The organism is Vibrio comitans, assembly GCA_024346835.1.
Taxonomy (GTDB): Bacteria; Pseudomonadota; Gammaproteobacteria; order Enterobacterales; family Vibrionaceae; genus Vibrio; species Vibrio comitans.
On the sequence record AP024866.1, the window covers coordinates 1,832,244 to 1,858,340 of the forward strand.

The following is a 26,097-nucleotide window of genomic DNA, read 5'->3' on the forward strand; positions in this document are numbered from 1 at the left end:
AATCCTCTCCCAATGCGTACACTCTTTATCTCTGATCTACACCTTACTCCTAATCGCAACGATATGACCGACGCTTTCGTGCGCTTTATGCGTGAAGATGCGCCAAACGCAGATGCGGTTTATATCCTAGGAGATCTATTTGAATTCTGGGTTGGAGATGATGATGACTCACCTCTGAACAACACAGTAACCCAAGAGATAAAGACACTTGTCGACGCTGGAACGCCATGCTTTTTCGTGCAAGGCAATCGCGATTTCTTAGTGGGTAAGCGATTTGAGCGTAAAAGTGGCGCTAAGCTGCTAGGCGATGAAACCTTGATTGACCTTTATGGTACTCCTACTCTAATCATGCATGGCGATACTCTCTGTACTGATGATGTGAAATATCAAGAGTTTCGCAAGAAGATGCATTTAAAATGGCTACAGTGGATTTACAACCGAGTTCCTCTATCTTGGCGCCGTAAGTTAGTTAAGAAAGTGCAAAATAATGCCAATGATGACAAGCAGTCCAAATCCTACGAAATTATGGATGTGAATCAACAGGCGGTTATTGATGCGATGCAACGCCATAAAGCACAATGGCTTATTCATGGACACACCCATCGCCAAAATATCCACCAATTAGATACCGTTGGAAATATGAAGCGTATTGTCCTTGGAGATTGGTTTACTCAAGCATCAATCCTCGAAGTCACCAAAGACCACCTCAATTTATTTAACCAACCTCTATAAATTACACTTTTAATACTACTAAATAGGCATTTTTGATCGAAATTAATATAAAAGTCATCATTTATGTCTATTATCAAATGTGACATTTTTGTGATAGTTGATATTTTGTGTACAGTTCATTTATTGCTCGACAATCGATTTCAGACCGTAATGGCAATACAGTAGCTTATGAGTTGCTGTATCGACAAAGCCATTTAAATCGTTATCCTAAAGTCAACGCCAATTATGCAACTCGTTCCATAATGGTTGATCTTTTATTAGACCAATCCCAATTACTACTTAATAATGTTACTGGATATATTAACTTCAGTCATGATTGCATAATTAACGGCCTTCCGTTATGCCTTCCTCCCGAGAATATTGTTATAGAGGTATTAGAGGGGGATTCACCAAGTATTGAACTCATTGAAGCCATCAAAGATTTGCATTCAAAAGGATACCAAATCGCACTGGATGACTTTATTCCATCTCCAGAATGGGACCCCGTCATTCCATTTATCTCAATTATTAAGCTTGATATAAAGCAGTATTCCTTATTTGATTCACATCGGTTTATTCAAGCTCACAAACATCTAAATATTCGATTTATCGCCGAAAAAATTGAGCATAAGCACCAATACTTACAAGCACGCAACGCAGGATTTGATCTCTTTCAAGGTTATTATCTCGCGATGCCCGAAATGTTTGAAAAGCACGTATTAAATGAGTCTTACCCACTTTGGTATCGAAAGGTATACCAAGAACTAAATCATCAAGCCCGTAGCCCGTCTACAGTCTATGAGTTGCCGGATACGATAGCGGCGAATGAAGTGCTACAAAACTCACAGCACCAATTTATCGCCTTTACAGGTAGGCAATCCTCTCTTCGAAATAAATAATCTCTAATAACAGTGTTATAATTGGCTCAAATTTATCAATTACGACATTTCAATGAGCGAATCAGCCACTTCCCTTTGCCGTTGTCATAGCCAAAAGGCTTATCAAGACTGTTGCCAACCGATCCATTCAAGCCCAAAAAATGCCCTTACACCTGAGCAGTTAATGCGCGCTCGCTATTGCGCCCATGAATTAAGACTAGTGGACTTTGTAGTGCGTACCTATCACCCAAGCTGTAACGCAGCGGCAGAAGCCGATGCTATTGCTGAGTCAGTGCATGGTGAGTGGAAAAAGCTAGAGGTCGTAAGCACAGAACCTGGCAAGGATGACAATGAAGGCTACGTCACCTTCAATGCCTATTTTATCGAAGATAAACGTCAATACAGTTTCACAGAGAAATCACGTTTCGTTAGAGAAGACGATCAATGGTTTTATATTGACGGTGAAATGTATGACTACCCGCTTCCAGTGAAGAAAAAGGAAATAGGCCGTAATGACCCTTGTGTCTGCGGTAGTGGAAAGAAATATAAAAAGTGCTGTGGCATCTAAAAGCACAAGGCCATCTCAAATGAGATGGCCTTTTCAATGAGGTCGATTACTTATGACGCTCTTTAAGCTTATTCACCACATCATTTAACGATAAACCTTGGTCTTGAAGTAACACAATCAAGTGATAAATCAGGTCTGCTGATTCACAGACTAATTCCGCCTTATCGCCCGACGTCGCCGCAAGCGCGACTTCAACGCCTTCTTCACCCACTTTCTGCGAAATACGCTTGGTGCCACGGGCATATAAGCTGGCGGTGTAGGAAGAGTCAGGATCGGCTGATTTGCGCTCGGCCAGTAGAGTCTCGAGCTGATGAAGCCACACCATTTGCGACTCTTCTTGAGAGTCTGCATCCCAACAGGTTGTTGTGCCAGTGTGACAAGTAGGGCCAATTGGAGCGACTTTAACCAGCAAGGTGTCATTGTCACAATCTAGCGCAATGTTTTTAAGTTGCAGTACGTTGCCAGAGGTTTCACCCTTAGTCCACAAACGCTGTTTAGTACGTGAGAAGAAGGTAACCTGCCCTGTTTCGCCTGTTTTTTGCAATGCTTCTGGGTTCATGTAGCCCATCATCAGTACTTGGCTAGAAATGAAATCCTGAACAATAGCTGGCACTAGGCCGTCAACCTTATCCCAGTCAATTCGTTCAGCTAATGTCGTTACTTCAGCTGTTGCAAAACTCATATTCTCACCTCTACTGCTTGGGTCTTAAGGTATTGTTTTAATTCACCAATATTGATGATTTGTTTGTGGAATACAGAAGCGGCTAAAGCACCATCCACATTGGTTTTATTAAAGGCCTCGGCAAAGTGCTCCATAGCGCCTGCACCGCCTGATGCAATCAAGGGTACCTTACAGACTTCACGCACCATGTTCAGCTGAGTCACATCGTAGCCATTGCGAACGCCATCTTGGTTCATCATGTTTAACACGATTTCACCTGCGCCACGCTTTTGAACCTCTTGTACCCAGTCTCTGGTTTCCCATTGGGTCGCCTTGGTTCTTGCTTCATCACCTGTGAATTGGTAAACCTGATACTTACCTGTCTCTTTATCAAAGTAAGAATCAATACCGACCACAATGCACTGCACGCCAAATTTATCTGCCAAGTGTGTGATCAATTCTGGATTAGCCAATGCTGGTGAATTAATCGAGACCTTATCAGCACCAAACTCTAGAATTCTTGACGCGTCTTCTGCGGACTTAATTCCACCAGCTACGCAAAATGGGATATCAATTACCTCTGCTACGCGAGCAACCCAGCTCTTGTCGACTACACGACCGTCACTAGAGGCGGTAATATCATAGAACACCAATTCATCCGCGCCCTCTTCGGCATAACGCTGAGCCAAAGGAACAATGTCTCCGATGATTTCATGGTTTCTAAACTGAACACCCTTTACAACTTGTCCGTCACGGACATCTAAACAAGGAATTATTCGCTTCGCTAACATAATACCTGTAATCCTTTTAAAAGCTTAAACTCAATGACTAGGCTGTTTCCCAGCTTGCAAATGCTTGTTCAGCGGTAAACTTGCCATCAAGTAAGGCACGTCCCACGATAACACCGCGCACACCGGTATCCTTCAATGCTTCGATATCCGCAAGGCTTCCGATACCACCAGATGACTGAAAGTGCACCTGTGGATATAGCTTACAAAGGTCAACATACAGTTCTACGTTTGAACCAGTAAGCGTGCCATCTTTTGAAATGTCAGTACAAAGCACATGCTTCAAGCCAACCGTTAGAAAATCCTCAATAAGCGCTTCAATCGTCACACCTGAATCTTCTTGCCATCCTGATACTGCGACCTTGCGATTACCTTCTTTATCAATGTTTACATCGAGAGCGAGAACAATATGCTCAGGGCCATATTTTTCCATCCAGCCTTTAACTAGCTCAGGCTGCTTAACGGCGGTTGACCCTACAACAACACGCTCCGCGCCTGCATCTAATAAATCAATAACGTCTTGCTCTGTACGAACGCCGCCACCAATTTGAATTTTGGCTGGAGTACTTTTTAGAAGTCGCCCGATAAGATCAAGCTGACGTGCACTAGTATCCTTTGCACCTGTTAAATCGACCAAGTGTAACCAGTTGGCACCTGCTTGGTGATAAAGGTTGAACTGCTCTGCTGGGTCTACCTTGTACTCTGTTACCTGTCCGTAGTCACCTTGGTATAATCTGACTACCTGACCTTCAATTAAATCTAATGCTGGAATAATCACTTCTAGTCCCTAAAGTCGAAATAGTTAAAGCCTTACAGCTCTAAAAAGTTTTTAATCAATTGTGAGCCAGCCTTTGAAGAGCGCTCTGGGTGAAACTGAACACCATAATAGTTACCACTTTGAACAGCGGCACTAAAGCGACTGCCATAATCACAACTGGCAATGGTGTAATCCCCTACTGGCATCGCAAAGCTGTGCACAAAGTAGAAGTATTCTCCAGACTCAATCCCCTTAAACAAAGGGTGCCCTTCAGCTGCTGAGACAGTGTTCCAACCCATATGAGGCAGAGGGAATTCTTTACTGTCGAGCTTACGTACTTCGCCTTCACAAAGACCGAGACACGGTACGATCTCGTCAGCCTTTTGGCCTTTCTCTTCAGACAGTTTCCCAAGAAGTTGCATGCCTAAGCAGATACCCAGCATCGGCTTCTCTACCTGCTTAACCAACTCAATAAGGTTGCGCTCTTTCAGGTTTTGCATAGCTTCACTAGCTGTTCCTACTCCAGGCAAGAACAGCTTATCTGCCCCAAGCACAACATCTGGATCTTTTGAGACTGCAACATCAAAGCCCAAGCGTTCGATGGCAAAGCGTACTGAAGAGACGTTTGCACAGCCTGTATCAATGATCACAACGGTTTGCGATTGATTTTCCACACTCATCTCTTACAACATCCCTTTGCTACTCGGTAGCTCAGTACCTTCAACCTTGATCGCTTGACGCAAAGTGCGACCAAACGCTTTAAACAAGCTCTCAATAATGTGGTGGTCATTGTCACCTGTTGACGACAGGTGCAATGTACACGCCATACCATCAGCAAGAGAGCGGAAGAAGTGAACAACCATCTCCGTTGAGAATCCACCCACCTCTTCACGGCTAAATTTGGCATCAAACTTAAGGTAAGCGCGGCCAGAAAGGTCTAAGCTACACTGCGCCAAACACTCATCCATCGGTAGGCTAAAGCCGAAGCGACCGATACCACGCTTATCACCCAAAGCCTCTTTAATCGCTTGGCCTAGCGCTAGTGCGGTATCTTCAACGGTGTGATGATCGTCAATGTGCAGATCACCATCAACAGAGAGTTTCAGCTGGAATCCGCCGTGAGTAGCAATTTGATCTAGCATGTGGTCAAAAAATCCAAGACCAGTCTCAATCTTGTTGCCACCAGCTTCATCAAGGTTTACCGCAACACGAATATCCGTTTCTTTGGTGGTACGCACTACCTCAGCAACGCGAGGATTAGTGGTTAACATTTTGACGATAGCAGGCCAACCAAGCGTTTCAGGGTTGTATTGAATACCTTGTATCGCCATATTTTCAGCCAATTGAAGGTCTGTAATACGGTCGCCAATCACTGCTGATGTCTTAAAGTCTACCTTGCCTGATTGCAGGTATTCTTTCACCATACCAAGCTTAGGCTTGCGGCAAGAGCAGTTGTCTTCTTCAAAGTGTGGACAGATCAGGACATCGTCAAAGTGCACACCCTGAGATTCAAAAAGGTGCATCATCAAATCGTGCGGCGCATCAAAGTCAGCCTGAGGATAGCTATCCGTGCCTAAACCGTCTTGGTTAGTCACCATAACCAGGCGATACCCTGCATCTTGCAGAGTTAAAAGGCTTGGGATCACTAAAGGTTCAAATTTTAGTTTATCTAAGCGGTCTACTTGAAAATCTACCGGTGGCTCAACAATTAAGGTGCCGTCACGGTCGATAAATAAAATCTTTTGGGAGTTGCTCATTATTGTTCCTTATTCTAATTCGGCGTCCTACGCTGCAAATTGAGCCAATTGTTGCTTAATAAAATTCAGTGTTTTTTCACACTCTTCACGACTGCCAATGCTAATGCGTACACAATCTTTAATTGGGGAATTACGTAAAATAATACCTGCATCCCAAGCGGCTTTAAATAACGCATCGCCGTCGCTAAAGCGCACTAGCAAGTAATTACCAAAACCCGCAAATACCGTCACATCAGGTATTGCCTGCAGTTCAGTCTGCAAAAATGCGCGATTGTCATTTAGGGTTGAAATCTGCGTCATCGCGCGCACGAGCCCTTCTTTAGACAAAGCCGCCGAAGCAATATCCGCTACCGGCACGGGCACTGGATAAGGGGCAATCACCTTAAGTAGTACCTGAATTAATTCCTCATTTGCCAAGGTAAACCCGCAACGTAAACCCGCAAGAGCAAAAGCTTTAGACATGGTACGCAGGATGGCAAGGTTTGGATATTGGCTTAGAAGATCAACCGTAGACGCCTCTGGACAAAAATCGATATAGGCTTCATCCATCACTACAATCGCTTTGTCTTTCGTCATCTCAAGTAACGAGACAATATCTTCACGATTGATTAAGTTGCCGGTTGGATTATTAGGGGAGCAAACAAAAACCAGTTTGACTGCATCAAGATTTGGCTCGATGGATTCTAGGTTAAGCTGCCACTCATCAGTCAGAGGTACGGTCTTACGCTCAACGCCAATTGTCTCGGCGCTAATGGCATACATGCCATAGGTCGGCGGGCAATAAAGAATCGCATCTTCGCCCGGCTCACAAAACGCTCTGATAAGAAGCTCGATGCCTTCATCGGCACCACGCGACGTCAAAACTTGCTGTGGCGCAACGCCAGCGTATGAGGCATAAGCCTCAATCAACTGTGGAGGTTGGCATTCGCTATAACGATTTAAGCGAGAAGCCTCTAGGGTATACGTATTATCAAACGGTGATTCATTGGCATTTAGCCATACATCACCAGAACCGCCGATACGGCGAGCCGACAGATACGGAGTAAGAGCTTGGACTTGTTTACGTGCTAACTTTTCCATGTTCAATCTCTCCTACTCAGCCGATAACAGTTTTTCTACACGTATGGTTACGGCGCGTTTGTGGGCATCAAGACCTTCCGCTTCAGCCATAGTGACAACGGTTGGTGCTAGTGTTTTTAAACCATCTGCACTTAACTCTTGTACTGTCATGCGCTTACTAAAGTCGGCTAAACCAAGACTGGAATAAGTACGCGTATAGCCATACGTTGGCAATACATGGTTAGTACCCGATGCGTAGTCACCCACAGACTCTGGAGACCAGTCACCTAAGAAGATAGAACCCGCATTATCAAGAAGTGGCACTAATTCACGTGGATTCTTAGTCTGAACAATCAAGTGCTCTGGACCGTAGTAGTTCGAGATAGCGATGGCTTGAGTCACTGATTCAGCAATGATGATTAGGCTAGAAGCTAGAGCTTGTTGAGCGATATCTTTACGAGATAGTTGTTGCAACTGGCGCTGAACCGCATCGGTCACTTGATCGGCAATCAACACAGAAGGTGTCACTAGCACAACTTGAGAATCAGGGCCGTGTTCAGCTTGGCTCAATAAATCAGCGGCAATAAAGTCAGGATCTGCAGTCTCATCTGCAATCACCAGTACTTCTGATGGTCCTGCAGGCATATCAATGCCAGCACCGCGAAAGTCATTGCTTACTTGACGCTTAGCTTCGGTTACGTACGCGTTACCTGGTCCAAAGATCTTATCAACCTTAGCTACCGTGTCAGTGCCGTAGGCCATAGCAGCAATCGCTTGTCCGCCACCTAGGTTATACACTTCATCGATATTACACAGCTTAGCGACATACAGAATTTCATCTGCGATCGGCGGAGGCGAACACAATACGACCTTATTACAGCCTGCGATTTGCGCGGGTACACCGAGCATCAATACCGTTGATGGTAATGGTGCACTGCCACCAGGAATATACAAACCGACAGTATTAATTGGACGCGTTACCTGCTCACACACAACACCCGGTTGAGTTTCGACTCTAAGTGGCGCTGGCTTTTGAGCTTGGTGAAACTTTGCAATGTTTTTGTACGCTTGGTTAAGTGCCGCCTTCATCTCTTCCGACAGACGCTCTGAGGCAGCGTCGATGTCTGCATTAGACACTCGAATACTGTCTGGACGAATGCCATCAAACTTTTCGGTTAGGTCCAGCAGTGCCTTGTCACCGTCTTTTTTTACGCTATCTACTACCGCAGATACTGCAGCCGTAATGTTTGCACCCTCAGCAATGGCTGGGCGCTGAAGAACAGCGCCTTGCTGTTCTTCACTTAATGATTGCCAAGTAACCGTTCTCATTGCCTACTCCATCATTTTCTCAATAGGTAGCAATAGGATTGAGCTTGCACCCAACTCCTTCAACTGCTCCATGGTTTCCCAAAACAGGTTTTCTGAGCTCACTAGGTGGATAGCAGCTTTAGACTTATCGTTAGATAATGGCAGTACTGTTGGGTCTTCAGCACCTGGAAGCAGCGCAGTGACTTCTTCTAAGCGGTCAAGAGGGGCGTGGAGCATGATGTATTTTGATTCTTTCGCTTGCTGTACACCCTGCATGCGAGTAAGTAGTTTATCGATTAGGTCGAGCTTTTCTTGTTCAAACTCGCCGTCACGTTGAATAAGCGTTGCTTTTGAGCGGAAGATAACCTCGGCTTCTTTTAGGCCGTTTGCTTCTAACGTAGCGCCAGTCGACACCAAGTCAGCAATACCGTCAGCTAGACCAGCGCGAGGCGCCACTTCTACAGAACCGGTTAGCATACAGGTGCTAAAATCGATGCCTTGCGTGTCCATGTACGCCTTAAGCAAGTGTGGGTAGCTTGTTGCAATGCGTTTGCCTGCAAGATCTTGAGGGCCCGCATATTCCATCTCTTTGTCGACTGCGATAGATAAACGACAGCCACCAAAGTCTAGACGACGTAGTGTTTTGAACGTGCTTGGTTGGCCTTGTGCTTTGCGATCAAGACGAACCTCTTCTAATTCATTCTCACCAATGAAACCTAAATCAACCACACCATCCATGATAAGGCCAGGGATATCGTCATCACGTACCAATAGAAGGTCGATTGGTGTGTTTAACGAATGAGCGACTAGACGCTCTCCCATAATGTTGAATTTAACGCCACTCTTCTTGAGTAATTCCTGACATTCTTTGCTAAGTCGACCTTTCTTTTGAATAGCAATTCTTAGACGTTGTGTTTGCATTGCAGATTCCCTGTGCTGATATTCTAAATTTGTTAATCGTATAAAATGAAAAAACCCTTGGGGCTAGGCTCCCAAGGGTTTAAATCTGAATTCTTGATTCAACCTCCGAGAGCATTGTCTCCCGGATACGCGCAACTCGCCCGAAAGACTAGTGTGGGTGATGGTGATGATGATGTAGGTTCATATCTTGTCGGCGCATGTTCTTAAAGGCTTATTCAATTGGCTTACAAACACACTAACTAAGCAGATCAAACTTTGCAACCGTTTAGTTATGAAAAATACGTTTTCGGGTCAAATTTACTTAGGGTGCGACGGAAACGTAAAATGCTCTTTACAAAAAAAGGAAGCAACGCTTCCTTTTTAATCATCTATTTAAGTTAGCAATCGAGACGCTATGCCTTTTGGCAAGCCATCTTCGAGCGAGACAGGGTGGAAAGCACAAAACATACCACCACAAACGCCACACTTGATGCAGCAAACGATATTGCTACCGAGGTTGTCATACCTAGTGTGATAAAGCCCACACAAGAGATAAGCGCTACAGAAATCGCATACGGCAACTGAGTTGCAACGTGGTCGATATGATTACAACGTGCACCCGTTGATGACAGGATGGTGGTATCCGAGATAGGTGAACAGTGGTCACCAAATACTGAACCTGCAAGTACAGCACCCAACATCGGAAGCATTAAAGCAAGATCCGTCGCTCCAGCCATATCACCCGCGATTGGAAGCATGATTCCGAAGGTACCCCAAGAAGTACCGGTAGAGAATGCCATCACACCCGCTAGCAAGAATAGGATTACTGGCAACCAACCTGCATTGATATTTGCTTGCTGTGCCATCGATGATAGGTAAGAACCCGTCTTCATATCACCAATTACGCTACCAATAGACCATGCAAATACTAGGATTAGAATTGCACCAAACATAGATTTAGCACCAATCCACAATGCACGGCTGATATCAACTACAGGCAAGCCTTGGCGTAATACCGTTGCAAGTGCAACTACGATGCCCACTAGACCACCATAGATTAGAGAAGTACCCACATCGGTGTTCTCAAACGCACCTAGCACATTGAACGCAATACCATCTTCAGCCAAAGCCAAACCACCGGTGTACATCATTGCCGCTACTGTCGCAGCAATCAAAGTAACGATAGGAAGGGTTAGGTCTGTTACTGAACCGCGAGAGCTTTGCTCAATATCCAGTTCTTCATCAATTAGGTGTGAACCTTCAGCTTCTTCATCCTTTTCGAAACCGCGACCTTGAGAGGCTTCAATCTCATGACGACGCATCGCGCCCACATCGATCTTAAACCAGGCTACAGCGAATACCATAAGCAGTGCAAATACCGCATAGAAGTTCATTGGGATAAGACGAACGTAAGCTCCAAGCGCAGAATATTCGGTCATGTTGTGGCTAACAAGAATGCCACCAATGATCGTCATTATGTATGCACCCCAGCTTGATGCTGGCATTAACACACACATAGGTGCGGCAGTAGAATCAAGAATGTAAGCAAGCTTAGCTCTTGAAACGTAGAAGCGATCTGTCACAGGACGAGCAACCGCACCAACAGCAAGACTGTTAAAGTAATCATCAATAAAGATGAACACGCCCAAGAAAGCTGCAAGAAGCTTAGAGCCACGTTTGCTTTTTACGCGAGCCTGAGCCCACTCAGCAAAAGCGCGAGTACCACCAGACAACGTCAGCAATGCTGTCATCATGCCTAGCAGCAATAGAAATCCAACAATACTCATGTTCCATGAGTTGATGCTGCCGTCTTCGATAAATACGCCATATACGGTGTCAAAAATGTAACCTGCTGCTCCAGTTACGGAGTAATCAGCTAAAAGGAAACCGCCAAGGACGATACCGGTACCTAAAGAAAGTAGTACGCGACGAGTAATAATAGCCAGCCCTAAAGCCAATAAAGGGGGCAATAAAGAAACAGGCGATGTAGCAAAATCCATTAAATTCATGATCTTCTTAATACCAAATTTGGTAAGAGATCTACTGTAGATAGGTATTCGACATGATGTTGAATAAGCAACCCATCTGGCGACAGGTTACCCCACAGTAGCGCTCCATAGTTTAACAACACAATAGACTATGGCAGTGTTATTCCTTTCGGAAATAACCCCAACAAGCAATCTTGATTGGATTACTCATTTCGGCAGTTACTCCTTTCACTAACAATTACAACGACATCACTCTATTGTTAGCTACTGATAGTATCTGCGCCTCTACCTCATCCCCTAGTTAGGCAACTTACAAAATGTAATATGCTACTAGATGATCTAGGAGCGACGCATTCTACTGAGATAAATCGAAATTGCAACATAAAGTGGCAGCACTTGATTCAGAAACAGTATCCAAGTATTAATCACCTATTTTAAGAGTCTTGTTCTTCAAGATTTAGCTATGAAGATCAGTTAGTTAGCAAGACAGGTATTACCGCGCATTGAATTGATTGAATACTCTAAGGTGATGTTTAAGTTAGGTAACTCTGTTTTGAATTAAAGCGAATAATTTACGAGATTATAAAAGTTCCTTTTATTTTCAATTCTTTTGTTTCTTATTATTTTTGGAATTTTATTTATTTTATATTTAACTATTAGAAAAGCTCTTATATAATTGACATATTCTGTGGCACAACTGTGCACCTTACTTGAGCAACAATTGTTTGCTGTATAAATCTGATGGGATCATAAAATGTCTGAAATCACTAAAACACTTCTTAATATCCGTAGTCTTCGCGCTTTCTCTCGTGAACTAACTCTAGAACAACTAGAAGAAGCTTTAGATAAATTAACGACTGTTGTAGAAGAGCGTCGTGAAAACGAAGCTGAAGAACGCGCAGCACGTGAAGAAAAAGAAAAGAAACTTGCGGAATATGCTCAGCAGCTTCTTAAAGAAGGCATTGATATTGAAGATCTAGTAGCAGCAGTTGCTGGTGATTCTTCTGCTAAAACGGGTAAAGCAAAATCTAAACGTGCTCCACGTCCTGCTAAATACGAATACGTAAACGAAAGCGGCGCAACTAAAACGTGGACAGGCCAAGGCCGTACGCCTTCTGCAATCCAAAAGCAACTTGATGAAGGTAAGTCTCTAGACTCTTTCCTAATCAAGGCATAATTTAAATACTAGATTTGCATTAGATTGAATTAAGCTCCCAACTTGGGGGCTTTTTTTATGCCGCTAGTTAACCAGCATATGCAAATTTAGATACCGAAATTAACAATAGATAAAGAACCAAAATAACGTTATTGGGCGAACCTATATCGACTACAATACCAACACCTTTGTAAGCTTTTGTTCTACTCTCTACTGTTCGGTAATTTTAACGCTAGGCTTTTCAAATCAAAAACAGAACTAATTGTCAGCTTTATGTAAAAAGGCCCCTATCGGAGCCTTTATTTAATTACAAAATATTACCTTTCCCAGTATGCCTCTTCTAAGCTATCTTCTCGCTCTGGCAATCCACGAGATAAACGAGGTGAATGCTGTGCTAAAACTTCATAACTGGCACGATTAGAATATTTACAAACCTGCGAGAAAGAAGAGTAAGTCAAATATTCATGCTCGTGTTTACTCGAATTAGGAATATTCTGCTTATGGAATCTATTCGCTGACAGATCGTGCAATAAAGCAGATAAAGCGGCATCACCTGCCCCATTCGTATTCTTAATCTTCTCTGGACCACCCATATATGGCGCAATATGCGAGTAGACTTTGATAGGAGTAGTACAGGCCGATTTCAAAGCAGGACGACTGAATTCATAGCGGTTAAACTCTGCTATTTCTCCTGGTAGAAGTGGCAATGAGGTTTCACGCTTAGCACTCTCCTCTGTATAACCTGCCATAAACAGACCTACAGGGCCCGCAGTGCATAGAACTAAGTCAGCCCAGTCCAAGACTTTATCTGCAGCGAGTAGAGGGTCGCTCATACCTGTCAGCGCCTCAGCTTCTTCTTCATTCATTGCCACAACAGAAACGTTTTCAGAAATAAAATCAATCCAGAATTGTGGATCATCTTGGATAACGAACTTTGTGCCAAGGGTTAGAACAACAGGAACATTGTGCCTTTTCGCATACTCTACTGCCTTCATCGTTGCTTCAGGCATTGGGTCACCCTCTTTGCAACGAACCAAGTATGAAGTCAGTACAAGAGCGGCTGCATCAGGGAAAATAGACTCAGGAATACTCTCTGCGCGAAGTTGGTTCATCTGACCTTCGCTAATCGCAAAGGTACGCTCACCGCCATCAGAGATAAGGGTAAAACAACGACCAATAGCGCCATCCACACCTTGTAGGTGATTTAGATCCATGCGACTAGAGGTATTACACAGATAACGGAAACCATAACTGCCAATTTTGATGTCAGCACTCATCACGCCAAGCAAGATAGACTTGTCGTCTGCCAACACTGAGTAGTTGTGTAAGGTGTTACCAATAGTACCACCCGCATACTCATTGGTGATCAATTGCTGCTGTTTAAGCTCGTTATACAGCGACTCTGCGGTTTGGTCGTCAATGACCAAAGAGTGGCCCTTACTAAGATTGAACTTGCTAATGAACTCATCTGAAACCGTAGCTTCTATGTCTACTAACGTCTGATCAATTCCCACAACATACGTGCTATGAGCACCGTCATCAGCTTGTGTTTTCGGAACTAATGGATCAGAGGTATTAACTGGAAAGTAGTGCTTAGATTTGCGTTGGCCTGGAAATTTCATTCGAGTTCTATGTTAGGGGAATAGATCTGCAAATTGTAGACGCTAGAAATGTGACCTTCAACACACTATGAAAACGCAAACGGTTAACTCAGAATTAAATTACTCGTTCGGTCAAATTTTAAACAAAAAAAGCCAGCGCACGATTAACGGCACTGGCTCTTTTCACTCAGATTTTAAACCCTTAGCTCTTCGCTTTAGGTTTTTTACGCTTGTCGGTAATTTCCCACTTCCCGTCAATGTATAAGCCTGTCCAACCAGAAGGCTTACCATCGATTTCAGAGCGGACATAGTTCTCTTTGCTCTTACGACTAAAGCGAACCACAGTCGGTCTGCCATCCGGATCCTGAGCGGGAGCGTCAGCCAAGTATTGGAACTTAGGTGAAATACGATCCTTAAAGCGAGCCAGTTCTTCCACTAACGGCGCTCGAGTCTCACGAGATTTAGGGAAGTTACTTGCTGCCATAAACAGACCAGAAGCACCATCACGAAGTACAAAATACGCATCCGACTGAGTACAAGGTAGCTCAGGGAAGTGCACTGGATCTTCTTTAGGTGGCGCAACCTCGCCATTACGCAGGATCTTGCGGGTGTTCTTACAGGTTTCGCTGGTGCAATCCATGTACTTACCAAAACGGCCGTTTTTCAACACCATGTCGGAACCACATTTATCACACTCAACCACAGGACCATCATAGCCCTTGACCTTAAACTCACCGTTTTCGATTTCGTAGCCTTCACAGTTTGGATTGTTACCACACACATGAAGCTTACGCTTATCATCAATTAGATAAGCATCCATCGCGGTTTCACAGATCGGACAACGACGTTTTGCACGTAGCGCAGCCGTTTCTGGATCTTCTTCGAGAACATTGATGATGCCGTCTTCATCACCGAGGTTAATGGTCGTTTTACAACGCTCTTTCGGTGGCAGTGCATAACCAGAACAACCTAAGAAAACGCCCGTTGATGCAGTTCTGATCCCCATAGGGCGAGAACAAGTTGGACATTCAATATCAGTCATTACGATATGGTTTTGTTCCATACCGCCTTGGTCTGCATCAAGCTCTGCAGTTTCCAGCTCTGATGAGAAGTCTTTGAAGAAGCTATCCAGTACTTGAGTCCAAGTCGCATCACCCTCAGCAATCTGATCGAGCTTTTGCTCCATACGAGCGGTGAAATCGTAGTTCATCAAGTCTAAGAAACTCTTATCCAAGCGATCTGACACGATCTCGCCCATCTTCTCTGCGTAGAATCGACGCTGCTCAACCTTCACATATCCGCGATCTTGGATCGTTGAGATGATTGATGCGTAAGTCGATGGACGGCCAATACCACGCTTTTCAAGCTCTTTAACCAAGGCAGCTTCGGTAAAGCGCGCCGGTGGTTTAGTAAAGTGTTGCTTTGGTTCTAGCTCTTTCAGTGAAAGCTTATCGCCAAGTTTAACTTCAGGAAGAATCTGGTCTTCGTTTTTGCCCATAGGACGTTGAACGCGAGTCCAACCATCAAATTTCAGGATGCGACCTTTCGCCTTCAGCGTGAACTCTGCAGCTTTAACACTGATGGTTGTGGAATCGTATTGTGCAGGTGTCATTTGACATGCCACAAATTGATTCCAAATAAGCGCATACAGCTTATGAGCATCAGCATCAACGCCCGCAAGGTCGTCTACCTTCACTTCTACGCTCGAGGGACGTATAGCTTCGTGCGCCTCTTGTGCGCCCTCTTTGCTTCCGTAAGTAATAGGCTTCGCTGGTAGGTACTTGTCACCGTATTCGCTACCGATGTAGCTACGTAGATTTTCAACCGCTTCGCTACTCAAGTTAGTCGAGTCGGTACGCATATAGGTAATGTAACCCGCTTCATACAAACGCTGAGCCAACATCATGGTTTTCTTAACGCCGTAGCCTAAACGCGTACTTGCCGCTTGCTGTAGCGTTGACGTGATGTAAGGCGCAGAAGGTTTGCTCTTCGTTGGGCGATCTTCTCGCTTACAAACCTCGTACTCAGCTTTTTCTAAAACATTTAACGCTGTTTTAGTATCCGCTTCATTTCTTGGCTTGAATGCTTGTCCGTCACGTTGAGCCACCATTAGACGGAAGTCATCGCTGTTCTTGGTTAGCGTATTAGCATGGACATCCCAAAATTCTTCAGGGATAAATGCTTTGATTTCGCGCTCACGCTCAACCACAAGCTTAGTGGCAACGGATTGCACACGACCTGCAGACAAACCGCGAGCAACCTTTTTCCAAAGTAATGGTGAAACCATAAAGCCCACAACGCGGTCCATAAATCGACGCGCTTGCTGAGCATTAACACCATCCATGTTCAACTCGCCTGGAGTCTCGAACGCTTGCTGGATAGCATTTTTAGTAATTTCGTTGAATACCACACGCTTGTATCGCTGTTCATCGCCGCCGATGATCTCACGAAGGTGCCATGCGATAGCTTCTCCTTCGCGGTCCAAATCGGTTGCGAGATAAACGTAGTCAGCGTCTTTAGCGAGTTTTTGCAGTTCAGAAACGACCTTCTCTTTACCAGGAAGGATTTGATAGTTAGCCGCCCAACCATGATAAGGGTCAATGCCCATCTTTTTGATCAGTGCTTTCTTATCTTTTTCTTTCTTAATGCGCGCTTTTTCTTCCGCGCTCAATCCTTTGGTGGATACAGGCGTAGCCTTTTTACCGCTGGATTGACCCGCAGTAGGTAGATCACGTACGTGACCAACACTAGATTTAACAATGAAATCTTTGCCAAGGTATTTATTGATCGTTTTAGCCTTAGCTGGTGACTCCACTATAACGAGAGACTTACCCATAACTGAACGTTCTGTCCTATGTTTTTGGCCCGCAAACGTGCGAACTCCAATTTTGATTCTTTTTTTACTATTGAGCGAGATTTTTTCAAAATCAACCCATTTTTACTCTTTTAGTGCTAATTGTGCGCTTAATAGCCAGTCTAGTCAGGATAGACCATAGACGGATTTACATGAATCTGCTTTCGTTTTGCGTGTTATTAGCGGTACACTTAGCGCCAGAATTTAATTGAACTATAGGTAACAAGATGAGTGATAAGAAGCCTATCTCAGAACTTGAGTTGCTGATGATTGCAAACAACATCATCCAAGAGCACGATGACTATATAGAGGGAATGCGTGCGACCGCAGTCGTCGAAAAAGATGATGTGTTGATTTTTAAGGGTGAATACTTCCTTGATGATAACGGTTTACCGACCCCGAACACCACTGCAGTTTTCAATATGTTCAAATACTTAGCGCACCATCTTTCAAAAGAATTTACGGTTCGTTAATCTCACTAAGAGCTCCTTTCAGGGGCTCTTTTTTATGGCCCTTTCCCTACACCTTTTTGCATACGCCATATAAAACACGAAACATAAGGTTACGCGTGTATCCAAGCGCTTCACTCTCACATATAATGACCCACTTCACATTTTTCAATCGATTGAGACAAGGAATTACGGTGAGTTTACGCAGATATATACCAACCAATGGCGCAATTATTATCGGTAGCATGGCTATCATTTTGATGGCTTCAATCTATTACCATCTAGGCATGGGTAATAACCAAAACTCTCTACAATTTGAAAAAGTATCGGTGCCCGATTTCGCCGCAATTAGCGACGTGAATCAGAAAAAGAGTGAGTTTTTTGCCTTCATTAAACCATACATTGAAAAGAAAAACGCTTTTGTTCAGCAGCAACGCCAAACTTTAGTGACGCTGCAAAGCGAGTTGGTCAATGGCGAAGTCCTGTCTGAAGCAGAGCAAAATACACTCACTCAAATTGCGAATCAGTATCGTGTTGAAGTAAAAGACTTCAGCCTAAATGAAGTTGATGCCTTGCTTGTGCATGTAGACACAATTCCAGAGCAGTTGGTTCTGATCCAAGCTGCCAATGAAAGTGGCTGGGGAACGTCTCGTTTTGCTAAAGAAGCCAATAACTTCTTTGGTCAGTGGTGCTTTACAAAAGACTGTGGTGTTGTACCAAACCAACGTAAAGAAGGCATGACTCACGAGGTCGCTAAATTCGATTCTGTTGGCGATTCCGTATCTGCCTACGTAGATAACCTAAATACCAACCAAGCCTACAGCAGCTTTAGAGAGCTTCGTGCGAATATTCGCGCACAACATAAAACTCCAACCGCTGAACAGCTGATTCATGGTCTAGGCAGCTACTCTGAGCGCTCTGATGACTACATCAATGATATTCTGGCTATGTTGCGACATAACAAGGAACTCCTTGAGCAACCCACTCAAGCTAACTAAGACTCAATACAAATAAAACGGGCTCCCAATGGGAGCCCGTTTTTGATTTCACTGATAATACTGCAACCTAGCTTACAACCAGACCTTGAAGCTTATCAAAGTAGTCAGGGAAGGTTTTTGACGTGCACTTAGGGTCATTGATCGTGACTGGAGTATCACTCAATGCAACCAACGAGAAACACATTGCCATACGGTGATCGTCATAGGTATCAATTGCGGCATGAATCAGCTGCTTTGGCGGGGTGATAATAATATAGTCCTCACCCTCTTCCACCGTCGCACCCACTTTACGCAATTCAGTTGCCATAGCGGCTAAACGGTCTGTTTCTTTCACACGCCAGTTATAAACGTTGCGAATGGCCGTTGTGCCCTCAGCAAACAGCGCAGCAGTCGCAATAGTCATTGCAGCGTCAGGGATATGGTTGAAGTCCATATCTACGGCTTTTAAATCGCCTTTGCGAGCAATAATGTAATCACTACCCCACTCGATTTCAGCGCCCATCGCCTGTAGTGCGTCAGCAAATTGAATATCACCTTGAATACTGTCTTTGCCGATACCTGTCACCTTGATTTCGCCACCACCAACTGCGGCTGCGGCTAAGAAGTATGACGCAGATGATGCATCACCTTCGACCAAGAAATCACCAGGAGCTACATAGCGCTGACCAGAACGCACGATGAATTTTTGATAATCGTAGTTTTCAACGCTAACACCGAACTGCTCCATGATATGCAAAGTGATATCGATGTATGGCTTAGACACCAAGTCACCTTCGATATTGATAGTGATGTCGCCATCAGCTAAAGGTGCAGTCATCAAAAATGCGGTTAGGAACTGGCTAGAGATAGAGCCATCAATAGACACTTCGCCAGAGGTTAACCCTGTTCCTTGGATCTTAAGTGGTGGAAAGCCATCGTTTTCAAGATACGTCACCTCTGCACCCGCCTCACGCAGAGCATCAACCAAGTGACCAATTGGACGCTCTTTCATGCGAGGCTCACCCGTCAATACGAACTCACCTTGGCTAGCACAAAGTGCAGCGGCTAACGGACGCATCGCTGTACCCGCGTTACCTAGAAATAGCTCTAGAGCTTTAGGCGCATTGAAAACACCACCTAAGCCCTCAACCTCACACACTGTTTTATCTTGAGACAGGCTATATTTTACGCCTAGTTGCTCAAGAGCATTTAGCATATGACGAATATCGTCACTGTCGAGAAGGTTAGTTAAACGAGTAGTGCCGTTTGCAAGGGCTGCAAGTAGTAGTGCACGGTTAGATACGCTCTTAGAGCCGGGCAAATTAACTTGGCCGCTGACCTTAGAGATAGGTTGTAGAGTTAAGCTTTCCATCGATGTCTTTTTCCTTGAAAGCAATTTGATGCTAAGTCGTGATATTGAAGATGATTTCAGACTATCTAAATTGCGCAAAGAAAAACAGACTCAATTGGCACTAAATCCGAGAATTTTGTTTTATTGATGCAAATCTACTCTCACACCATTATCAAAATAAAGGATTCGAACAGTGTCCCCCGCAGAGAAAAGCATGTTTCTATCGATATCTTGAATAACATCAATCAGTCGATTGTCATCTGTCTTGATCAGTATCTCCACCAGCTTGTGTTCTACACGATATTGCTGATTGCCATAATGTTGTACAACACCGGCACCCGCGACAGCGCCCAGCGCAGTTGCCACTTCTTTCCCTGTACCATCGCCAAATTGATTGCCTATCACACCACCGACAACAGCGCCCAACAGGGTTTGCCACCCCTTAGCCTCTGACTCCACAATTTGTTGCTGAGAAATATAGCGAACGGTATCGACTTGGCCATAAACCACCTCATTAACTGGACGAGCTGTATTTCTTTGATAAGCAGCTTGTGCTAATAATGGAATCAGTAGCAAAAATGTAATCAGTATTCTCATTTTATAATGACCTTATATCTTCCAGAACTCAGTCTCAGTAATACCCAGTTTCCTGACCCAAGTTTAGCACTGGCTGAACCTAATGGGCTGTTGGCATTTGGGGGGGATCTCTCCGTAGACAGACTGCGTAGCGCCTATAGACAGGGGATATTCCCTTGGTATAGCTATGGTGAACCCATTTTGTGGTGGAGTCCATCACCAAGAGCTGTATTTATCCCTGAGACTTTCAAGCCAGCAAAAAGTTTAGTGAAATTTCAACGAAAGCACGCTTATAGAGTGACTCTTAATCACGCGACGGAAGCGTTAATCCAACTGTGTGCTGACACTCGCCCCGATGAAGAAACATGGATAACAGAGCAAATGCTTTCAGCTTATAAATCTTTTGCCAAAGCAGGCTCATGTCACTCGGTAGAGGTGTGGGATGGCGAACAACTGATTGGCGGTCTGTACGGCGTCTCTGTTGGTCAGGTATTTTGTGGCGAATCTATGGTCAGTGTTAAGCCCAACGCTTCAAAAATAGCGCTATGGTATTTTTGCCAGCACTTCATCAGCCATGGTGGAAAACTGATTGATTGCCAAATTATGAACCCTCATTTGGCCTCTTTAGGCGCAATAGAGATACCAAGAACCACCTTTCAAGACTATCTTTTAGATAGTAGAGATGCATCGGTGATTTCAGGTTGTTATGACAACCAGCAGCTGTTTGCTTCCTAATATTTATCTCGTGTTCAATTCACATCAAAAAGGAATCTATTCGTAAATGAATCCTGAGTTACAACAAATTCGAGTGGGTTTTACCCAAAGCCATCAATGCAGTTATCTGAAGGACAAGCAAGAGCGTGTCGCTATTGCACTGGATAATGAACTGCAAAGCTTACAAGGCTATGAACTGTTGTTAGCAAATGGGTTCAGGCGCAGTGGAGATACCATTTATCGCCCTCACTGTGAAGGTTGTAGTAAATGTATAGCGATACGAATCGATGTTGAACACTGTAAACCATCAAAAAGCCAAAAACGTCTGCTCAATAAAGGCAAACAATATACTTGGGAAGTGACCACTAAAATAAACCCAAATTGGTTTGATATTTACGAGAAATATATCGAAGCGCGACACTTTGAAGGCAGCATGTATCCTCCAAAACGCGATGACTTTGCCAAATTCATTCGCTCAAGCACTATTCCAACTACCTTTTTACAAATTTATTATCAAGACCAATTGGTGTCGGTAGCCGTGACGGATCAAGTGAACAGTGCGAACAGTGCTTTTTATACCTTTTACGACCCGGAGCACCCTATTTCATTGGGTACACTGTCAGTGCTCTACCAAATCCAATACACCCGTTCGCAAGGTAAAAAATGGCTCTATCTGGGCTATCAAATCGATGAATGCCCGGCCATGAACTATAAAGTCCGATTTGATTCGCATCAAAAGCTAGTAAATCACCGGTGGCAAGGGTAGAATATCGCCCAATGTTAATAGGTAACTAAATGAGTTACCAAGATTACCCTTATTCTGATTCGAGGATTAAATGGCTAAAGAAGACGTAATTGAGATGCAAGGCACTGTCCTGGACACTCTGCCAAACACTATGTTCCGTGTAGAACTAGAAAACGGTCACGTTGTGACTGCACATATCTCTGGTAAGATGCGCAAAAACTACATCCGTATCCTAACTGGCGATAAAGTGACTGTAGAGATGACTCCATACGACCTAAGTAAAGGCCGCATCGTCTTCCGTGCTCGTTAATATCTCTATTAACTATGCATAAAAAAACGGAGCTTTAGGCTCCGTTTTTTGTTGGCTTAAGATTAATTTCCGTAAGCCTTAAGTTGGCCCTTTTCAGAGCCGAACTTATCACCCATTAATGATGAACAGCTTCTTCCTCGGTATTTGCGTAGTGGAATTGCAACTCGTCGTTCTTAAGATCAACTGTCACAGTACCACCATTCACCAATACACCGAATAGCAGCTCGTTAGCCAGTGGCTTCTTCAAGTTCTCTTGAATTGCCCTAGACATAGGTCTTGCACCCATCGCCTTATCGTAGCCTTTCACCGCTAACCATTCGCGAGCACTGTCTGCAACCTCTAGAGACACTCCACGAGTATCAAGCTGTGCCTGAAGCTCAACAATGAACTTATCAACCACTTGATGGATAACCACTTCATCTAGGCTGTTGAACCAGATAATGTTATCTAAGCGGTTACGGAACTCTGGAGTAAACACTCTTTTAATAATCGCCATTGCATCAGGCGCGTGATCTTGCTGGATCAAACCAATGGATTGCTTCTCAATCTCAACCACACCGGCGTTAGTTGTCATTACCAAGATAACATTACGGAAGTCTGCTTTACGGCCGTTATTGTCCGTTAGCGTGCCGTTATCCATAACTTGCAGAAGCAAGTTGAAGATATCTGGGTGTGCTTTCTCAATCTCATCAAGAAGCACTACAGAGTGAGGCTGTTTGATAACCGCATCTGTTAATAGACCACCTTGGTCATAGCCAACGTAGCCAGGAGGAGCACCAATCAAGCGACTGATAGAATGACGCTCACCATACTCTGACATATCAAAGCGAAGCAGTTCAATACCCATCAGCTTAGCTAGCTGCGCGGTAACCTCTGTTTTACCTACCCCTGTAGGGCCTGCAAACAAGAAAGAACCCACAGGCTTATTCTCGGCACCCAAACCTGCACGAGAAAGCTTAATGGACTCACTCAATACATCGATAGCCTCGTCTTGTCCAAATACTAACATCTTCATTTTCTTGTCGAGATTCTGAAGAATATCTTTATCTGAAGAAGAAACTGATTTCTCAGGAATACGTGCCATCTTAGCAACCATAGCTTCAATGTCACCCACCCCTACCGTCTTCTTGCGACGACTGCTCGGAACTAAACGGCTCTTAGCACCTGCTTCATCAATAACGTCGATGGCTTTATCAGGCAAGTGACGCTCGTTAATGTACTTAGCAGACAACTCTACAGCAGCACGAAGGGCTTTATTGGTGTAACGAACCTCATGATGCTCTTCGTATTTGGACTTAAGCCCCATTAGGATCTTAGTGGTATCGTCAAGAGACGGCTCAACAACATCAATTTTTTGGAAGCGACGAGAAAGCGCACGTTCTTTTTCAAAGATGGTGCTGTATTCCTGATAGGTGGTTGAACCGATACAACGCAACTTACCACTGCTTAGTAGCGGCTTAATTAAGTTGGCAGCATCGACTTGACCACCGGATGCTGCACCTGCGCCAATGATGGTATGAATCTCATCAATGAATAGAATAGCGTCGTCTTCTTTTTCAAGCTGCTTGAGAATATTTTTGAAGCGTTTTTCAAAATCACCACGATACTTGGTGCCTGCAAGCAGTGAACCAATATCTAGAGAGTAAATAACAGAGTTAGCAATAACCTCTGGCACGTCGCCCTCAACAATTCTCCACGCTAGGCCTTCGGCTATAGCCGTTTTACCTACACCTGCTTCGCCTACAAGTAACGGGTTGTTCTTACGACGACGACATAAAACCTGAATGGTACGCTCTAGCTCTTGGTCACGGCCAATAAGAGGATCGATGTTGCCATTGCGCGCCACAATATTAAGATTGGTTGCAAAATTTTCGAGTTGGTCTTCTTGCGCAACTTCTTCCGTCGTCTCTGCACTGCCAAACAGTTCAGAAGGCTCGTCTTTTTGAGTTTTCGTGATGCCGTGTGAGATAAAGTTAACGATGTCTAATCGACTCACATCGTTCTTTTTCAGAAGATAAGCTGCGTGAGACTCTTGCTCACTAAAGATAGCGACCAGTACGTTTGCACCAGACACCTCATTACGACCAGAAGACTGCACATGGAAAACGGCACGTTGTAACACTCGCTGAAAGCTCAGAGTTGGCTGAGTTTCTCGCGTTGCATCATCAACGGCAATTAATGGAGTGGTTTGCTCAATAAAGGTATCAAGCTCTTGACGAATAGTGTCAATGTTTGCCCCGCAAGCCTTGAGAGCTTCTTGGGCAGATTGGTTATCCAGGAGCGCCAACAGCAGATGCTCTACCGTCATAAACTCGTGCCGCTTATCTCGCGCTTGAGAAAAAGCGCCATTCAAACTCGTTTCTAATTCCTTGTTAAGCATACAGGCCTCCCCAAAACTTCAAAAACAACCACTTAGTCCTGTTCGACAGCGATGTGGTTATGCTCTTTCCATGGTGCACAACAAAGGATGCTCTTGCTCTTCAGAATACATTGTAACCTGAGCGACCTTTGTTTCTGCAACTTCAGCTGTGTACGTTCCACAACGTGCTTTCCCCTGGTAATGCACCTGAAGCATGGTCTGAGTCGCTTTGTCGGCATCCATACCAAAGAAGCGCTCAAGGATCTCAATAACGAAATCCATAGGGGTGTAATCATCATTATTAAGAATAACGTGATACATAGGTGGTGGTTTTACCTCGGTTTTTTCTTTCTCCAGCAAGTCAGAGTCTGGAGTCACCCATTCAAAAAATTTACTCATTTTTACGTCTTTAGTAGAAAAAACAATCACTCTTGTAGCAGAATTTTTTCCAGCTACTTTAGAGACTAATAGAGCAATTGTATCCCTGCAAATAAAAGATTGCTATCAGTATCGGACGAGCGTTTTTTAGCCTACTTTCGCTACGAAATACGTCGATTATTGCAACATGTTGCTCATACCTTGACCTTACACCACATATTCAGTGATCCGCGTTGTTTAATCTCAAATCAATAGTTATTATTCTGTTAAATAATCGAATGAAATGTATTGACGATGATGATTCTTTGTCTACATTATTCTATTGTCTGATTAGAAAATCATCATTACAGATTTTCTATTCAAACAAGATAGGCTGATGAAGTTGGTTTAACTGATGTAATTTTATCATTCAGACTATTGCGACACAGCGCACAATAAGTAATAAATGCATAAGGATGTAAGGCATGGCAACAGGTACAGTTAAGTGGTTTAACAACGCCAAAGGGTTTGGGTTTATTTGCCCAGAAGGAGAAGAAGGCGACGTATTCGCTCACTATTCAACTATCCAAATGGATGGGTACAGAACATTGAAAGCGGGTCAGACTGTCACTTATGAAGTGGAAGATGGGCCAAAAGGCTCCCATGCAAGCGCTGTGGTACCAATAGAAAGCGACGCAGCAAAATAGCGTTACCGTTCAAGTAAAAAAGAGGCTCAAGGGCCTCTTTTTTCATTTTTGAATTTCGAATTTTTGATTAGCTTAATTGCTATTGTACATCCGCTCGAAGTTCTTCGGATTCCAACCAATCATAATTTGATCACCAATCTTCAATACAGGTAAAGACCTAGCTCCAATCGCATCCAGCTCTTTACGCCCTCTTTGCATCTTGGCATTGGTTAAGCGGTATTTATAACCCTTAGAATCAAGATAGCGCTGAGCATCTTTGCAATGCGGACACTTATCCTTTACGTACAGAACTAATCGTTTCATGCATCAAACCTAGCAATAATATTTGAGCCGATTATGCGAGATCAAAACTAGAATCGCAAATACTTGGCAGAACCCTTTTTTGTGACCGAATGTAGCATATTCATAATATTCAATCAGTTAGGATAGATGGCAGTAGGAATCAACACCTATTGAGTCGCCGTGATTATTGAATAGTATTTGAAAGTAATTTGCGTGAACTGCTGTTTATCCACGACACTCAATCAAATAGGCTAGATTTATTCAAAGCACTCACAATTTATTTG

26 protein-coding genes, 1 riboswitch and 1 other annotated feature are annotated in these 26,097 nt (G+C 44.0%); of the genes, 10 read left to right on the forward strand and 16 right to left on the reverse strand.

Features of this window, described 5'->3' with window-relative positions; genetic code table 11:
- Window positions 1-12 precede the first annotated feature (12 nt).
- The 3 genes from lpxH to OCU46_RS08405 all read left to right on the forward strand — a co-directional run bounded on the left by lpxH (window position 13) and on the right by OCU46_RS08405 (window position 2,157).
- Entirely contained in the window at window positions 13-732 is a 720-nt protein-coding gene (lpxH, locus tag OCU46_RS08395) for a UDP-2,3-diacylglucosamine diphosphatase (RefSeq protein ID WP_141268351.1), read from the forward strand.
- Window positions 733-839: 107 nt separating this feature from the next.
- Entirely contained in the window at window positions 840-1,610 is a 771-nt protein-coding gene (locus OCU46_RS08400; protein WP_244311325.1) for an EAL and HDOD domain-containing protein, read from the forward strand.
- A 52-nt stretch (window positions 1,611-1,662) separates the two neighbouring features.
- The gene (locus OCU46_RS08405; protein ID WP_141268352.1) at window positions 1,663-2,157 is read left to right on the forward strand and encodes a YchJ family protein; all 495 of its coding nucleotides are present in this window, start codon (window positions 1,663-1,665) and stop codon (window positions 2,155-2,157) included.
- A gap of 46 nt (window positions 2,158-2,203) precedes the next feature.
- On the opposite strand, the gene hisIE is transcribed toward OCU46_RS08405, so the two are convergent.
- The 9 genes from hisIE to OCU46_RS08450 form a co-directional block, all read right to left on the reverse strand.
- Entirely contained in the window at window positions 2,204-2,839 is a 636-nt protein-coding gene (hisIE, locus tag OCU46_RS08410; protein WP_141268353.1) for a bifunctional phosphoribosyl-AMP cyclohydrolase/phosphoribosyl-ATP diphosphatase HisIE, read from the reverse strand.
- Window positions 2,836-3,609, reverse strand: coding sequence for an imidazole glycerol phosphate synthase subunit HisF (hisF, locus tag OCU46_RS08415; RefSeq protein ID WP_141268354.1), 774 nt, complete (start codon window positions 3,607-3,609; stop codon window positions 2,836-2,838). The genes hisIE and hisF overlap by 4 nt, the downstream gene beginning before the upstream one ends.
- 37 nt (window positions 3,610-3,646) lie before the next feature.
- Complete coding sequence (gene hisA / locus OCU46_RS08420) at window positions 3,647-4,384, reverse strand: 1-(5-phosphoribosyl)-5-[(5-phosphoribosylamino)methylideneamino]imidazole-4-carboxamide isomerase (protein WP_065209741.1); 738 nt, start codon at window positions 4,382-4,384, stop codon at window positions 3,647-3,649.
- A gap of 32 nt (window positions 4,385-4,416) precedes the next feature.
- Window positions 4,417-5,043, reverse strand: coding sequence for an imidazole glycerol phosphate synthase subunit HisH (gene hisH, locus OCU46_RS08425; protein WP_141268355.1), 627 nt, complete (start codon window positions 5,041-5,043; stop codon window positions 4,417-4,419).
- Between the two features lie 3 nt (window positions 5,044-5,046).
- The gene (gene hisB / locus OCU46_RS08430) at window positions 5,047-6,120 is read right to left on the reverse strand and encodes a bifunctional histidinol-phosphatase/imidazoleglycerol-phosphate dehydratase HisB (protein ID WP_141268356.1); all 1,074 of its coding nucleotides are present in this window, start codon (window positions 6,118-6,120) and stop codon (window positions 5,047-5,049) included.
- Between the two features lie 27 nt (window positions 6,121-6,147).
- Window positions 6,148-7,200, reverse strand: a complete 1,053-nt coding sequence (hisC, locus tag OCU46_RS08435) for a histidinol-phosphate transaminase (protein ID WP_141268357.1) — start codon at window positions 7,198-7,200, stop codon at window positions 6,148-6,150.
- 12 nt (window positions 7,201-7,212) lie between these two features.
- Window positions 7,213-8,508 (reverse strand): histidinol dehydrogenase, encoded by a 1,296-nt coding sequence (gene hisD, locus OCU46_RS08440; protein ID WP_141268359.1) that lies wholly within the window; start codon window positions 8,506-8,508, stop codon window positions 7,213-7,215.
- Window positions 8,509-8,511: 3 nt separating this feature from the next.
- Window positions 8,512-9,408, reverse strand: coding sequence for an ATP phosphoribosyltransferase (gene hisG, locus OCU46_RS08445; RefSeq protein WP_141268361.1), 897 nt, complete (start codon window positions 9,406-9,408; stop codon window positions 8,512-8,514).
- Window positions 9,409-9,453: 45 nt separating this feature from the next.
- Window positions 9,454-9,581, reverse strand: a sequence feature (His leader region).
- Window positions 9,582-9,800: 219 nt separating this feature from the next.
- Complete coding sequence (locus tag OCU46_RS08450) at window positions 9,801-11,396, reverse strand: Na+/H+ antiporter NhaC family protein (protein ID WP_141268363.1); 1,596 nt, start codon at window positions 11,394-11,396, stop codon at window positions 9,801-9,803.
- Between the two features lie 90 nt (window positions 11,397-11,486).
- Window positions 11,487-11,671, reverse strand: a riboswitch (Lysine riboswitch).
- Window positions 11,672-12,129: 458 nt separating this feature from the next.
- Between OCU46_RS08450 and OCU46_RS08455 the strand changes: the two genes are divergently transcribed.
- Entirely contained in the window at window positions 12,130-12,552 is a 423-nt protein-coding gene (locus OCU46_RS08455) for an H-NS family histone-like protein (RefSeq protein ID WP_141268365.1), read from the forward strand.
- Window positions 12,553-12,848: 296 nt separating this feature from the next.
- On the opposite strand, the gene OCU46_RS08460 is transcribed toward OCU46_RS08455, so the two are convergent.
- Window positions 12,849-14,153 carry an inosine/guanosine kinase gene (locus OCU46_RS08460; RefSeq protein WP_141268367.1) on the reverse strand — a complete coding sequence of 435 codons (1,305 nt, stop codon included), beginning with the start codon at window positions 14,151-14,153 and terminating at the stop codon, window positions 12,849-12,851.
- 181 nt (window positions 14,154-14,334) lie between these two features.
- Window positions 14,335-16,968: a type I DNA topoisomerase gene (gene topA, locus OCU46_RS08465; protein ID WP_141268369.1), complete on the reverse strand. Its 2,634-nt coding sequence runs from the start codon at window positions 16,966-16,968 to the stop codon at window positions 14,335-14,337.
- Window positions 16,969-17,213: 245 nt separating this feature from the next.
- On the opposite strand from topA, the gene OCU46_RS08470 reads away from it, so the two are divergent.
- On the forward strand, window positions 17,214-17,459 hold the full coding sequence (locus OCU46_RS08470; protein ID WP_141268371.1) for a YciN family protein: 246 nt from the start codon (window positions 17,214-17,216) through the stop codon (window positions 17,457-17,459).
- A 170-nt stretch (window positions 17,460-17,629) separates the two neighbouring features.
- A complete protein-coding gene (locus OCU46_RS08475; protein ID WP_141268373.1) occupies window positions 17,630-18,433 on the forward strand; it encodes a glucosaminidase domain-containing protein in 804 nt (267 codons plus the stop codon).
- Between the two features lie 67 nt (window positions 18,434-18,500).
- Here the strand turns inward: OCU46_RS08475 and aroA are convergent, their stop codons facing one another.
- Window positions 18,501-19,784, reverse strand: a complete 1,284-nt coding sequence (gene aroA / locus OCU46_RS08480; RefSeq protein WP_141268375.1) for a 3-phosphoshikimate 1-carboxyvinyltransferase — start codon at window positions 19,782-19,784, stop codon at window positions 18,501-18,503.
- Between the two features lie 120 nt (window positions 19,785-19,904).
- The gene (locus OCU46_RS08485; protein ID WP_141268377.1) at window positions 19,905-20,360 is read right to left on the reverse strand and encodes an outer membrane lipoprotein; all 456 of its coding nucleotides are present in this window, start codon (window positions 20,358-20,360) and stop codon (window positions 19,905-19,907) included.
- 6 nt (window positions 20,361-20,366) lie between these two features.
- Between OCU46_RS08485 and aat the strand changes: the two genes are divergently transcribed.
- From aat to infA, 3 genes are all read left to right on the forward strand, one after another.
- Window positions 20,367-21,074 (forward strand): leucyl/phenylalanyl-tRNA--protein transferase, encoded by a 708-nt coding sequence (gene aat / locus OCU46_RS08490; protein ID WP_141268379.1) that lies wholly within the window; start codon window positions 20,367-20,369, stop codon window positions 21,072-21,074.
- A 46-nt stretch (window positions 21,075-21,120) separates the two neighbouring features.
- Entirely contained in the window at window positions 21,121-21,819 is a 699-nt protein-coding gene (locus tag OCU46_RS08495) for an arginyltransferase (RefSeq protein WP_141268381.1), read from the forward strand.
- Between the two features lie 70 nt (window positions 21,820-21,889).
- Window positions 21,890-22,108 carry a translation initiation factor IF-1 gene (gene infA, locus OCU46_RS08500; protein ID WP_001040192.1) on the forward strand — a complete coding sequence of 73 codons (219 nt, stop codon included), beginning with the start codon at window positions 21,890-21,892 and terminating at the stop codon, window positions 22,106-22,108.
- Window positions 22,109-22,223: 115 nt separating this feature from the next.
- Here the strand turns inward: infA and clpA are convergent, their stop codons facing one another.
- Together clpA and clpS are read right to left on the reverse strand one after the other, a co-directional pair.
- On the reverse strand, window positions 22,224-24,488 hold the full coding sequence (gene clpA, locus OCU46_RS08505) for an ATP-dependent Clp protease ATP-binding subunit ClpA (RefSeq protein ID WP_141268383.1): 2,265 nt from the start codon (window positions 24,486-24,488) through the stop codon (window positions 22,224-22,226).
- A gap of 57 nt (window positions 24,489-24,545) precedes the next feature.
- Complete coding sequence (gene clpS, locus OCU46_RS08510; RefSeq protein WP_017030342.1) at window positions 24,546-24,866, reverse strand: ATP-dependent Clp protease adapter ClpS; 321 nt, start codon at window positions 24,864-24,866, stop codon at window positions 24,546-24,548.
- 443 nt (window positions 24,867-25,309) lie between these two features.
- On the opposite strand from clpS, the gene cspD reads away from it, so the two are divergent.
- On the forward strand, window positions 25,310-25,531 hold the full coding sequence (gene cspD / locus OCU46_RS08515) for a cold shock domain-containing protein CspD (protein ID WP_141268385.1): 222 nt from the start codon (window positions 25,310-25,312) through the stop codon (window positions 25,529-25,531).
- Window positions 25,532-25,603: 72 nt separating this feature from the next.
- On the opposite strand, the gene OCU46_RS08520 is transcribed toward cspD, so the two are convergent.
- The gene (locus tag OCU46_RS08520; protein WP_141268387.1) at window positions 25,604-25,834 is read right to left on the reverse strand and encodes a glutaredoxin family protein; all 231 of its coding nucleotides are present in this window, start codon (window positions 25,832-25,834) and stop codon (window positions 25,604-25,606) included.
- Window positions 25,835-26,097 lie beyond the last annotated feature (263 nt).

Bases quoted from the DNA above. Each gene is read 5' to 3' on its own strand.
- lpxH (WP_141268351.1), top strand. From the start codon at position 13: ATGCGTACACTCTTTATCTCTGATCTACACCTTACTCCTAATCGCAAC.
- OCU46_RS08405 (WP_141268352.1), top strand. From the start codon at position 1,663: ATGAGCGAATCAGCCACTTCCCTTTGCCGTTGTCATAGCCAAAAGGCT.
- hisIE (WP_141268353.1), bottom strand. From the start codon at position 2,839: ATGAGTTTTGCAACAGCTGAAGTAACGACATTAGCTGAACGAATTGAC.
- hisF (WP_141268354.1), bottom strand. From the start codon at position 3,609: ATGTTAGCGAAGCGAATAATTCCTTGTTTAGATGTCCGTGACGGACAA.
- hisH (WP_141268355.1), bottom strand. From the start codon at position 5,043: ATGAGTGTGGAAAATCAATCGCAAACCGTTGTGATCATTGATACAGGC.
- hisB (WP_141268356.1), bottom strand. From the start codon at position 6,120: ATGAGCAACTCCCAAAAGATTTTATTTATCGACCGTGACGGCACCTTA.
- hisC (WP_141268357.1), bottom strand. From the start codon at position 7,200: ATGGAAAAGTTAGCACGTAAACAAGTCCAAGCTCTTACTCCGTATCTG.
- hisD (WP_141268359.1), bottom strand. From the start codon at position 8,508: ATGAGAACGGTTACTTGGCAATCATTAAGTGAAGAACAGCAAGGCGCT.
- hisG (WP_141268361.1), bottom strand. From the start codon at position 9,408: ATGCAAACACAACGTCTAAGAATTGCTATTCAAAAGAAAGGTCGACTT.
- OCU46_RS08450 (WP_141268363.1), bottom strand. From the start codon at position 11,396: ATGAATTTAATGGATTTTGCTACATCGCCTGTTTCTTTATTGCCCCCT.
- OCU46_RS08455 (WP_141268365.1), top strand. From the start codon at position 12,130: ATGTCTGAAATCACTAAAACACTTCTTAATATCCGTAGTCTTCGCGCT.
- OCU46_RS08460 (WP_141268367.1), bottom strand. From the start codon at position 14,153: ATGAAATTTCCAGGCCAACGCAAATCTAAGCACTACTTTCCAGTTAAT.
- topA (WP_141268369.1), bottom strand. From the start codon at position 16,968: ATGGGTAAGTCTCTCGTTATAGTGGAGTCACCAGCTAAGGCTAAAACG.
- OCU46_RS08470 (WP_141268371.1), top strand. From the start codon at position 17,214: ATGAGTGATAAGAAGCCTATCTCAGAACTTGAGTTGCTGATGATTGCA.
- aroA (WP_141268375.1), bottom strand. From the start codon at position 19,784: ATGGAAAGCTTAACTCTACAACCTATCTCTAAGGTCAGCGGCCAAGTT.
- OCU46_RS08485 (WP_141268377.1), bottom strand. From the start codon at position 20,360: ATGAGAATACTGATTACATTTTTGCTACTGATTCCATTATTAGCACAA.
- aat (WP_141268379.1), top strand. From the start codon at position 20,367: ATGACCTTATATCTTCCAGAACTCAGTCTCAGTAATACCCAGTTTCCT.
- OCU46_RS08495 (WP_141268381.1), top strand. From the start codon at position 21,121: ATGAATCCTGAGTTACAACAAATTCGAGTGGGTTTTACCCAAAGCCAT.
- infA (WP_001040192.1), top strand. From the start codon at position 21,890: ATGGCTAAAGAAGACGTAATTGAGATGCAAGGCACTGTCCTGGACACT.
- clpA (WP_141268383.1), bottom strand. From the start codon at position 24,488: ATGCTTAACAAGGAATTAGAAACGAGTTTGAATGGCGCTTTTTCTCAA.
- clpS (WP_017030342.1), bottom strand. From the start codon at position 24,866: ATGAGTAAATTTTTTGAATGGGTGACTCCAGACTCTGACTTGCTGGAG.
- cspD (WP_141268385.1), top strand. From the start codon at position 25,310: ATGGCAACAGGTACAGTTAAGTGGTTTAACAACGCCAAAGGGTTTGGG.
- OCU46_RS08520 (WP_141268387.1), bottom strand. From the start codon at position 25,834: ATGAAACGATTAGTTCTGTACGTAAAGGATAAGTGTCCGCATTGCAAA.